9 protein-coding genes are annotated in these 11,359 nt (G+C 64.3%); 1 reads left to right on the top strand and 8 read right to left on the bottom strand.

The features are described from left to right. Positions 1-302: 302 nt before the first annotated feature. The 7 genes from aroB to pilM all read right to left on the bottom strand — a co-directional run bounded on the left by aroB (position 303) and on the right by pilM (position 6,882). Entirely contained in the window at positions 303-1,409 is a 1,107-nt protein-coding gene (aroB, locus tag DFO68_RS04320) for a 3-dehydroquinate synthase (protein WP_133482427.1), read from the bottom strand. 4 nt (positions 1,410-1,413) lie between these two features. Then, positions 1,414-1,956: a shikimate kinase AroK gene (gene aroK / locus DFO68_RS04315; protein WP_133482425.1), complete on the bottom strand. Its 543-nt coding sequence runs from the start codon at positions 1,954-1,956 to the stop codon at positions 1,414-1,416. Continuing rightward, positions 1,956-4,031, bottom strand: a complete 2,076-nt coding sequence (gene pilQ / locus DFO68_RS04310; protein ID WP_133482423.1) for a type IV pilus secretin PilQ — start codon at positions 4,029-4,031, stop codon at positions 1,956-1,958. Before pilQ ends, aroK begins: the two co-directional genes overlap by 1 nt. Before the next feature lie 70 nt (positions 4,032-4,101). Continuing rightward, a complete protein-coding gene (locus tag DFO68_RS04305) occupies positions 4,102-4,623 on the bottom strand; it encodes a pilus assembly protein PilP (RefSeq protein ID WP_133482422.1) in 522 nt (173 codons plus the stop codon). Next, positions 4,620-5,243 carry a type 4a pilus biogenesis protein PilO gene (locus DFO68_RS04300; RefSeq protein ID WP_133482420.1) on the bottom strand — a complete coding sequence of 208 codons (624 nt, stop codon included), beginning with the start codon at positions 5,241-5,243 and terminating at the stop codon, positions 4,620-4,622. Before DFO68_RS04300 ends, DFO68_RS04305 begins: the two co-directional genes overlap by 4 nt. Continuing rightward, the gene (locus DFO68_RS04295) at positions 5,240-5,824 is read right to left on the bottom strand and encodes a PilN domain-containing protein (RefSeq protein WP_133482418.1); all 585 of its coding nucleotides are present in this window, start codon (positions 5,822-5,824) and stop codon (positions 5,240-5,242) included. The genes DFO68_RS04300 and DFO68_RS04295 overlap by 4 nt, the downstream gene beginning before the upstream one ends. Further along, the gene (gene pilM, locus DFO68_RS04290; protein ID WP_133482416.1) at positions 5,821-6,882 is read right to left on the bottom strand and encodes a type IV pilus assembly protein PilM; all 1,062 of its coding nucleotides are present in this window, start codon (positions 6,880-6,882) and stop codon (positions 5,821-5,823) included. The genes DFO68_RS04295 and pilM overlap by 4 nt, the downstream gene beginning before the upstream one ends. A gap of 241 nt (positions 6,883-7,123) precedes the next feature. Here pilM and DFO68_RS04285 point away from each other — a divergent pair, with 241 nt between their 5' ends. Beyond that, positions 7,124-9,652, top strand: a complete 2,529-nt coding sequence (locus DFO68_RS04285) for a penicillin-binding protein 1A (RefSeq protein WP_133482414.1) — start codon at positions 7,124-7,126, stop codon at positions 9,650-9,652. A gap of 146 nt (positions 9,653-9,798) precedes the next feature. On the opposite strand, the gene DFO68_RS04280 is transcribed toward DFO68_RS04285, so the two are convergent. Continuing rightward, complete coding sequence (locus DFO68_RS04280; protein ID WP_133482412.1) at positions 9,799-11,070, bottom strand: malic enzyme-like NAD(P)-binding protein; 1,272 nt, start codon at positions 11,068-11,070, stop codon at positions 9,799-9,801. Positions 11,071-11,359: the final 289 nt, after the last annotated feature.

Genomic DNA, 11,359 nt, shown 5'->3' with positions numbered 1-11,359 from the left:
ACCGCGCAATATTGCACCTCGCGGATTTCGTGAAAAACCATCAGAAAATCCGCGACTTGCATCAACGACAATCCAAAAAAACCTGCCAACTCAATAGCTTGAAAGCACCAACAAGATCCCTTCAAAGAGTCTGAATCCGCACCAGACGTTGGTCTATATTGGCGCGATTTTCCCATGCCGATACAGCATACGCCATGCGGATACTCGAGGGCGAGGCCGCCGACCTCCCTCTCCTCCCTCCTCCAGACATGACGACGCCCGCACGGGGCGGGCGTCGGCCGATGGTGAGGGCGATGCCATCCTCAGCGGCGAGGAAACGCCTCGATCAGCGCGGCCAGGGTCTCGGGGGGCGTCGCGTCATGGATGCAGGCCTCGCCCAGGGTACGCAGCAGGATCAGGCGCAGGCGGCTGTCGAGGTTCTTCTTGTCCAGACGCATGATGGCGAGGAAGTCCTCCACGCCCATGCTGGCCGGGGCGGCCAGCGGCAGGCCCGCGGCCTCGATGATCACCCGGGTACGCGCCACCTCAGCATCGCTCAGCCAACCCAGCCGCCGGGAGAGCTCGGCGGCCATCAGCATGCCGGCGCCCACAGCCTCGCCGTGCAGCCAGCTGCCGTAGCCCTGATGGGCCTCGATGGCATGACCGAAGGTATGGCCCAGGTTGAGCAGCGCCCTCACCCCCTGTTCGGTCTCGTCCTCGGCGACGATCTCGGCCTTGAGCGCACAGCTGCGCTCGATGGCCTGAGTCAGGGCGGCGGCGTCGAGGCCGCGCAGCGCGACCATCTGCGCTTCCAGCCAGGCCAGGAAGTCGGCATCGCGGATCAGGCCGTACTTGATCACCTCGGCGAGCCCCGCAGATAGCTCTCGCGGGGGCAGCGTCACCAGGGTGTCGGTATCGACCAGCACCGCCTGGGGCTGCCAAAAGGCGCCGATCATGTTCTTGCCCCGCGGGTGGTTCACCCCCGTCTTGCCGCCCACCGAGGAGTCGACCTGGGCAAGCAGCGTGGTCGGCACCTGCACGAAGGCCACGCCGCGCTGGTAGCAGGCCGCGGCGAAACCGACCATGTCGCCGATCACCCCGCCGCCCAGGGCCACCAGCGTGCAACGGCGATTGAAGCCGGCCGCCAGCAGGGCATCCCAGATCCGCTCGACGCTGGCCAGCGTCTTGGTGGCCTCGCCGTCGGGCAATACCAGGGTGCTGACCTCGAGGTCAGCGTCCAGCCCCTGGGTCAAGCGCTCCAGGTAGAGGGGGGCCACCGTCTCGTTGGTGACCACCATGACCTGGCGACCTGCCAGGTAGGGCGCGAGCCAGCGAGGATCACCGAGCAATCCGGGGCCGATATGGATGGGATAGCTGCGATCGCCCAGCGATACCTCCAGGGTGATCGGGGCATTTTGGGAATCGTTCATGGGCTCAGGCCTTGCACTGCAGGGGATCGACCAGACGCGTGATGCGCCGCACGATCTCGTTGATCACGGCCCGTGGGCCACGTCGGTCGGTACGCACCACCACGTCGGCCGTGGCACGGTAGAGAGGGTCACGCAGTGCGAACATCTCGCGCAGCAGCTGCTCGCGGTCGCCGCGTTGCAGCAGCGGGCGGTTGCGATCCTTGGCGGTACGCCGCAGCTGCTGTTCCACGGTGGTGAGCAGGTAGATGACGCTGCCGCTTTCGCGCAGCAGCCGGCGGTTCTCCTCGCGCAGCACGGCACCGCCACCGGTGGCGATGACCACGCCCTCGTGGCGGGTCAGCTCGCGGATCATCTGGGTTTCGCGGTCGCGAAAACCCGCCTCGCCCTCGACATCGAAGATCCACGGGATGTCGGCACCGCAGCGCGCCTGGATCTGGTGGTCGCTGTCATAGAACTCACGTGACAGCTCGGCCGCCAGAAGGCGGCCGATGGTGCTCTTGCCGGCCCCCATAGGGCCGATCAGTATGAGGTTGGGAAGTGCCTGCATCAGCGAATGGCCAGGTTGTCGTCCAGTATTCGTGGAGTGATGAATATCAGCAACTCTACCTTATCGTTGGTGTTCTCGGTATAGCGGAAGAGGTTTCCGAGCACTGGCAGGTCGCCGAAGAAGGGCGTCTTGAACAGGTTGCGGACCTCCTCGGTGGTGAGGATGCCGCCCAGCACTACGGTCTCGCCGTTGTCAACCAGCACCTGGGTCTCGATGGAGTTCGTGTCGATGGAGGGCACGCCGTTGAACAGCTCCCCCACCGTATCGTTGCTGACCACCAGGTCCATGATGATGCGGTTGTCCGGCGTGATCTGCGGGGTCACCTCCAGAGACAGCACCGCCTCCTTGAACTCGACGTTGGTGGCCCCGCTGGAAGCGGCCTCCTGATAGGGGATCTCGGTGCCCTGCTTGATCACGGCAGGACGCTGGTTGGCGGTGATCACCCGAGGCTGAGAGATGGTCTGGCTCTTGCCTTCGCTCTCCAGGGCGCGCAGCTCCAGGTCGAGCAGGACATCACCGGAAAGATAGCCGAAGCTGAAAGTGGTGCTGGCGACGTCAGCACTGCCCATATCCACGGCTAGACCGCCATTGCTGGCCACACCGCTCGAGGCGCCTTGGGCATTGAGGCCATTGGGCGTGCCTCCACCGCCGGGCAAGCCAGTTTCATTGTTGGAGAGTCCCCAGTTGACCCCCAGCTCCCGGGTCGCGCTATCCCGGGCGATGACGATGCGCGCCTCGATCTGCACCTGGCGCACCGCCACGTCGAGTTGCTGCAGGGTCTGCATGATGCGGTCGATCTGCTCGGCAGTATCCTGAAGCAGCAGGGTATTGGTGCGCGGGTCGACGGCCACCCGACCACGTTCGGTCAGTAGGCCGAAGCCGCTCTCGGCTCGCAGCAAGGCCGCCAGCTCGGCGGCCTTGGCATACTTCACCTGGATGTACTCGGTTTCCAGCGGCGCCAGGGTCGCGAGCTGCTCGCGCGTTTGAAGCTCGATCTGCTCACGTTGGGCGAGCTCGGCGGCCGGCGCCACCACGATCACGTTGCCCTGCTGACGGCTGGCCAGGCCGTGACTCTTGAGCACCAGATCCAGCGCCTGATCCCAGGGGACGTCTTGCAAATTGAGGGTGACGCGACCGGTCACGCTGTCGCTGGCCACCAGGTTGAGGCCGGTAAAATCGGCGATGACCGCCAGCACCGAGCGCACCTCGATGTCCTGGAAGTTCAGGGTGATGCGCTCGCCGGTATAAGGGAACTGCTCGCGGATGCGCTGCTCGCGCTGCGCCGGGGTGATCGGCTGAGCCTCGATGGTCAGCTTACGACCGCTCAGGGTGGAGAGCATGGCGAAGCCGCCCTCGCCCTGGATATCCAGAGTGACGCCATCGCGCCCCACTTGCGGCGTGATGCGCTGCAGAGGGGTGCCGAAATCACTCACATCGTAGACCTGATTCAGGGAGGGCGGCAGCTGGACGCCGCGCAGCTCGGCGATGATGCGGTTGCGCCCGCTCTCGCGAACCCGGGCGTCTACCCCGGTTCGGTCGAAAGTGACGACCAGTCGCCCGGCTCCATCCTCGCCACGCCGGAAGTCGATATCCTGGATGCTGGGCGGGGTATAGGCCGAGGTCGTAGCGCGACGGGGGCTGGACGAGACGGGGGAAGCCGTGGCCGAGGCGCTCATAGTCGACGATGGGGGCCCGGCACCGCCGCCGATGGAGAGGCGCAGGCGGTCACCCTGCTGGCGGGTATCGTAAGATAGGGAGCCTTCCAGATCGAAGACCAGGCGCGTGCGCGACCCGGCCTCCAGGACCGTGACTCGCTCGACGCCGCCGATGCTGAGCTCCTCGCGACGACGCTCCAGGGCGCTGTCGGTATCCATCAGGTCGATGGTCAGCCGGGGCGGAGCGTCGAGGCGATAGCCGCGCACCTCTGGCACGGGCCCCTGGAAGTCGAAATCCACGTCAAGCGCGCCGTCACTGCCCTGGTGGAATGTCAAGTCGGTGAGGGTGGAAGCCGCCACAGCCGTCGAGGAGACCACCAGCAGTGTCATGAGCACGAGACCACGAATCATCGGTTGCATTGTTCCTTTCCCTGTTCCTTTTCCCTGCTGGCCCGTGCCACCCCCCTCCGAAGGCATGGCCTCAGGATGTCTAGTTGTCGAATGTCAGCTGCGTGGTGCGCTCGACCCAGTCACCGCGTCCGGTCGGTACCACCTCGATCAGCTGCACTGACGAGGAGGTAATGCTGGTGATGCGACCGAAATCACTACCCAGATAGTTGCCAACCCGAAGCCGATGCACCTGGCCATCTGGGGCGCGCACCAGCGCAGAGGATTGCCCCCCCTCGACCAGGGTTCCCACCAGCTGGAGCTCACTGAGCCGATAGGCTTCGAGGGGTTCGCGGGGCCGAGTCATGTCGGGTGCGAGCTCATTGGACCCCTGAGCCCGCGCTTGGGCCTCGGGCCGCTGGGGCATGAAGGGACTGCGCTGGTCAGCCTCGGCGTAGGGCACGGGCTCGAATTCGGGTATCTCGGGCAAGACGATGTTGTGTGGCGCCCCGGGATTGCGACGGATATCGGCCAGCTGGCGATCAAGTTCACCCAGACGGGGCTCGGCACAACCGACGAGCAGTGTCAGCACGACGACGAGCAGGAGCAGGTAGCCAGGGTTCATGGCACATCCTTTTCACGCTGGCGATAGCGGTAGGTGCGTGCCAGCAGCGACAGGCGAAGATTCTGGCCATTTTCGCCCTCGGGCGTCAGCGTCATGTCGTGCAGGGTAACGATACGCGGCAGGCCGGCGACTCCGGCCAGAAAGGCGGCGATCCGATGGTAGTCGCCACGCACCTGGATATCGAAGGGTTGCTCGACATAATGCTCGCGCGCCGCGGTGTCACGCAGACGGATGTAATCGATCTCCAGCTGATTATCGAGCGCGGTCTCGGTGATGCTGTCGATCAGCGCCGGTACCTCGGCGCCGCTGGGCAACATCTCACGCAGGGTGACCATCCGCGCCTCAAGCATGTTCATCTGCTCACGCATCATATCGAGATTGGCCGCCTGGGCGGCCTTGCTGCGATAATCGCCGAGCAGCTTGACCTCCATGGCCTGGGCCTGCTGCAGCTGTTGCCTGGCGGGGCCGGCGAGATACCAGTGCATGGCGAAGAAGATCCCGCCAAGCACCAGCAGGCAGCACAGCAGCTGCAGCGACCAGGGCCACATGCCCGCTTCCTTGATATCCAGTTCGCGCCAATCCAGCTCGCGCAGCCGGCGCATCTCGGCCTTGAGACTCATGCCCCCTCCCGGTCAGCACTGCCCTCAGAGGCTGCTGACGCCTGGGGCATGCGCTGGCTCATGCTGAGGCTGAAGCGACGACGCTCTCCCCCACCCGTGGCTTCCACCTCGGAAAGCACCGGTTCGGTAAAGGAAGCCGCGGCCGCAAGACGCCGAAGCTGGTCAGACACCTGGGCATTGCTCTGAGCCAGGCCGGAGAGGCGTAACGTGTCTCCCTGTCGTGAGAGCTGGGTGTAATACACCCCCTCCTCGAGGCTGGTGGTGAGATCCTCCAGCACATGGACCGTCTGGGTTCGCCCGTTCTGCAGTTCGGTGAAGAGGCGGACCTGTTCGAGCATCTGATCACGGCTCTTCTCGAGCTCGCTGATTTCGCGAATCGCGGTGTCGAGCTGACGACTCTGGGACTCGATATGGGCGTTTCGCTGACGTTGCGCCTCGGTCTCTTGCTGATAGTACCAGGTCATGCCATAACCGCTGCCAAGCCCGATCATCGCCATCAATGCCAGCGCCAGGTAGAAGCGCTTGCTGCGCCGGGCCCGAAGTTCCTCCCGCCAGGGGAGCAGGTTGATCTCGATGGTCATTTGCCTACTCTCATCGCCAGACCGCACGCCGTGAGCATGGCCGGCGCATCCTCGGCCAGGGTTGGAGCATCGATGCGAGGATTCACCTTCATGCGTCGGAAGGGGTTGGCGATCACCACCGGCATGCCGCTCTCCTCGGCCAGCCGCTCGGCCAGCCCCGGCAGCACGCTGGTGCCCCCGGCCAGGATCATTCGCCGTACCTGCTGTTTGCGCCCGGCGGTGTAGTAGAGCTGCAACGAACGGCCCACCTGCTGGACCAGGGTGTCAACGAAGGGATCGAGTACGCTGTGCTGATAGTCATCGGGCAGACCACCGCGCTTCTTGGCCAGGCCCGCCTCCTCTAGGCTCAGCCCATAGCGGCTGCGAATCTCGTCGGTCAGCTGGCGGCCACCGAATACGGTATCGCGGCTGTAGGTGACGCGCCCCTCGCGCAACACATGGAAGGCGTTCATGGTAGCGCCGATGTCCACCAGAGCCACGCACTGCTGCTCGCTCTCGTCCGCAGGCAACTGGTGGCGCAGCTCCTGGAAGGCACGTTCCATAGCAAAGGTCTCGACGTCCACCGCCGCCGGGGTAATGCCGGCCTGCAATATGGCCTCGGTCAGCTGGTTGACATCCTGTTGACGACAGGCGACCAGCAACACGTCCTGCTGGTCGCCGTAACGCGAATTGAGGCCCAGCCGCTGGAAGTCGAAGACGACCTCACTGAACGGAAACGGGATGTGCTTGTCGGATTCCATTTCGATGTACGCCTCGATCTCGTCATCATCGAGCCAGGCGGCCAAGGTGAGGGTCTTGGTGATGGCGGCACTGGCTGGTACCGCCACCGCTACGTTGCGTGATCCAGGCCGTGCATGTTCTATAGCGCGCTTCAGTGCGTCCACCACGGCCGGCATGTCGCGGATCCGTCGCTCGATAACAGCGCCTTCGCGCAGAGGCCGAACCGCATAGCTTTCAACCTGGTAATGATCACCTGCACGCTTGAGCTCGATGACCTTGACAGTTGCCGAAGTGATATCGACACCGACCAGTCCCTTGCTGGATGCTCTCAGTCGCATGTTGCGTCATGCCCCTGCCTGATCCATGCGGCGCACCGTCATTATTATGAGTACCCACTGCAAATCGGCGCGGAAGAAAACGAACACTACATGATATTGACCAATCTCACACGAATGAAGGGGCCTCCCGGCATCAACGCTGGTGACCACCCCTATGGATTCCTATAATGGCCACCGCAAGGGAAAGTCATCTTCATCGCCGCACTTCAGACCCTCTCCCCCGCATGGATACCGTGTTTTCATGAAGTTACTCAGAACCCTGGTCGTTTCCTTCCTCTGGCTGCTGGTCTCGCTTTCGGCCGCCGCCGGCCTGGGCGTGGTGGGTGCCGCCCTCTATTTCACGCCCGGCCTGCCCGATGTGCGTCAGTTACAGAATTTCGAGCTGCAGACCCCGCTGCGCATCTTCACCCGCGACGGCAAGCTGATCGGCGAGTTCGGCGAGGAGCGCCGCATGCCGATCTCCTATGACGAGATTCCCCAGGAACTCATCGGGGCCCTGCTGGCTGCCGAGGATGCCACCTATTTCGAGCACCATGGCGTCGACCCCAAGGGTCTGGCGCGCGCTGCGGTGGAATTGATGGCCAGCGGCGGTGACATCCAGTCCGGTGGCTCGACCATCACCATGCAGGTGGCGCGCAACTACCTGCTCACCCTCGACCGGACCTTCACCCGCAAGATCCGCGAGATACTGCTGGCGCTGCAGATGGAACAGATCCTCTCCAAGGAGGAGATTCTCGAGCTCTACGTCAACAAGATCTACCTGGGCAATCGCGCCTATGGCATCGCCGCTGCGGCAGAGGTCTACTACGACCGGCCATTGGATGAGTTGACCCTGGCCGAGAAGGCGATGATCGCCGGACTGCCCAAGGCACCCTCCGCCTTCAATCCGCTGGCCAATGCCGAACGCGCGCTGATCCGCCGCAACTGGATCCTGTTTCGCATGCGTGAGCTGGAGATGATTGACCAGGTCGCCTACGAGGATGCCGTGCAGGCACCAGTGACCGCGCGGCGCCACCTCACCCAACTCGAGGTGGAGGCCGACTACGTCGCCGAGATGGCGCGACAGTTCGCCGTCGAGCGTTATGCCGATCAGGCCTACACCGGCGGGTACCGCATCCACACCACGCTGGACAGCACCCTGCAGCCACTGGCGAGTCAGGCCCTGGCCAACGGGCTGATCGCCTATGATACCCGGCATGGCTGGCGCGGCCCCGAGCAGACCGATATTCCGCCCAGCCTGGCCGAGGCTCAAGAGCAGACCGGGCGCGAGGGCCTCGAGGAGGAGCTCGCCACCTCCCCCGAGATCATGCAGACCGCCCGGCGCGCCGCCGAGCGCAGTCAGACCGAGGTCGAGGGCATCGAGGGCGATGTAAGCAACTGGCTACAGGTGCTCGAACGCACCCCTGCTTATGGCCCCCTGCAACCGGCCATCGTGGTACGCAGCGAAGTCCGTAAGATGCAGGTGCTGGCTCGTGGCGGCGAACTGCTTAGCCTTGACTGGGCCGGCCTGGAGTGGGCGCGCCCCTATCGCAGCGCCAGAAGCCGTGGCAGCGCCCCGGGTACGGCGGGCGAGATCGCCAGCCGCGGCGACCTGGTGCGTATCCTGCAGCGGGAAGACGGCAGCTGGCGTCTCTCCCAGCGCCCGGATGTCGAAGGTTCGCTGGTGGTGATGGCCCCCGATACCGGGGCCATTCTGGCCCTGCAGGGCGGCTTCGACTTCGATGCCAGCAAGTTCAACCGTGCCACCCAGGCACGCCGACAGTCAGGCTCGATCTTCAAGCCCTTCATCTACCTGGCGGCACTCAATAGCGGCGAGATGAACCCGGCCAGCGTGGTCAACGACGCTCCCGTGGTGGTAAAGGACGGCAGCAACGAGCTATGGCGCCCAGCGAACTCCAGCGGTGACTTCCTCGGCCCGACCCGGATCAGGGTAGGCCTGGCACGCTCGCGCAACCTGGTCACCATCCGCGTGCTGCAATCGCTGGGTCTGGAGCGCACCATTGATTTTCTGGAAGGCTTCGGCTTCGACCCCGACCAGCTACCGCGCGGCCTCTCCCTGGCCCTGGGCAGTGCCAGCCTGACGCCGCTGGAGATGACCAATGCCTACGCAGTGCTGGCCAACGGCGGCTTCAAGGTATCGCCCTGGTTCATCGAGCGGGTGACCCGCGGCAATGACGCCACCGTCGTCGATGAGGCCCAGCCACGCGTTGCCTGTCGTGACTGTGTGGACGGTCAGCAGACCGTCGAGCGCGACGGTGAGATCTATGCGGTCGCGCCCCGCGTCGCCGACCCTGCCGCCGTCTTCATCCTGCGCGACATGCTGCGCGATGTGGTCGAGCATGGCACGGCACGCAAGGCGCTGGAACTTGGCCGCAGCGACATCGTCGGCAAGACCGGCACCACCAATGACCAGCGCGACGCCTGGTTCGCCGGCTTCAACAGCAAACTGGTGACTACCGCCTGGGTCGGCAAGGACGACAACTCCTCGACCGCCGAGTATGGTGCCCAGGCCGCCCTGCCGATCTGGATGGACTTCATGGGCAAGGCCCTGGAAGGCCAGCCAGAGCACTGGCCCGAGCGCCCGGAGAACGTCGTCACCAAGCGTGTTGACCCCGATACCGGGCGCCTGCTGCGCGCTGACCAGCAAGGCGGTATCGAGGAGCTGTTCATGGCCGAACACCTGCCCGACGTCCAGCCACGCCGCGTCGAACGCGCGGTGGAGCGTGAGAGCGGCTCCCAGGGTACCGGCGCCTATGAGGCCATCTTCTGAGCCCTTTCTTCTTGGCACCCCTCTCCCTTCTGGACCCACTCTGGGGCCGTGCCGTCGGCCCCTGTAAGATCCTATCCCATAGGGACACAACACAAAGCCGACCCTGGTGGGGTCGGCCTTGTGTTGAACGTCCTTCGGCTTTGACGTCAGACGCCGTACACGTCATCCACGGTCTTCAACGGATAGTGGCCAGGATAGGGCTTGCGTGCCACCCCGGAATCCACTGCCGCCTGCGCCACCGCCGAGGAGATTCGCCCCAGCAGTCGAATATCCACCGGGGTAGGAATGATGTACTCCGGCCCGAAACTCATCGCGCGCTTCTCGTAGGCCACCAGGACCTCCGGCGGGACCGGTTCGCGGGCGAGATCCTTGAGGGCATGCACGGCGGCGACCTTCATCTCCTCGTTGATGCGGGTGGCGCGGACATCGAGCGCGCCGCGGAAGATGAAGGGAAACCCCAGCACATTATTGACCTGGTTGGGGTAGTCGGAGCGACCGGTAGCCATGATCACGTCTGGGCGCGCCTCACGAGCCACGTCGGGATGGATCTCCGGGTCGGGGTTGGTACAGGCGAAGACCACCGGATGGGGGGCCATGCGGCGGATGTGGTCGGCATTCATCAGACCAGGGCCAGAGAGACCAACGAAGACGTCGGCGCCCTCGATGGCATCGCTGAGGGTGCGCTTGTCAGTCTCCATGGCGAACATCGCCTTGTACGGGTTCAAATCCTCGCGACCGCTGTGGATCACCCCCTTGCGGTCGAGCATCACGATGTTCTCGGGATGCGCGCCGCAGGAGACCAGCAGCTTCATGCAGGCGATGGCCGCGGCGCCGGCCCCCAGGCAGACGATGCGCGCGCTGTCCAGCGACTTGCCGGCGATCGCCAGGGCATTGAGCATACCCGCGGCAGTGACGATGGCTGTACCGTGCTGGTCATCGTGAAAGACCGGGATGCTGCACTGCTCGATCAGCGCCTGCTCGATCTCGAAGCACTCCGGAGCTTTGATATCCTCGAGATTGATGCCGCCCCAGCTATCGGCGATGCGTGCCACGGTGTCGATGAAGGCCTGCGGGCTCTCGGCATTGACCTCGATATCCACCGAGTTGATGCCGGCGAAGCGCTTGAACAGCACCCCCTTGCCCTCCATCACCGGCTTGCTGGCCAACGGCCCCAAGTTACCGAGGCCGAGGATGGCGCTGCCGTCGGAGATCACGGCTACCAGATTGCCCTTGCCGGTATACAGGTAGGCGTTCTCCGGATCATGGGCAATCTCGCGAACCGGCTCCGCTACCCCCGGGCTGTAGGCCAGGGCCAGATCCCGGGCCGTGGCGGTGGGCTTGGTAAGCTCCACCGACAGCTTTCCGGGGATGGGTTTCGCGTGGTAGTCCAGCGCCGCCTGCTTCTTCGCGTCAGTCATGCTGAGAGGATCCGGTAAAACAGTTAGAGACCGGCTAGCGTATACAAAAAGCCCGGCGCACTCAACTCGCCAGATATCCATCCTGTTGTACGCTCGTTTAACGGCGTTACCGACCATTTACCGACACTTGTGGTTTGCCGGGCCATCCGTGACGACTTGTTTATCCTCGCGACGGGCAGCGGACAGCAAGCTTCATCGAGTAGGAGGGGGAGTCGCCTCCCCCGTCCTCTCACACCACCGGGCATACGGTTCCGTACCACGGCGGTTCACGAAGAACGATTAAGCCCTC

It is taken from the genome of Halomonas ventosae (genome assembly GCF_004361885.1).
Classification (GTDB): domain Bacteria; phylum Pseudomonadota; class Gammaproteobacteria; order Pseudomonadales; family Halomonadaceae; genus Halomonas; species Halomonas ventosae_C.
This window is presented reverse-complemented; position numbering and strand designations above follow the sequence as displayed.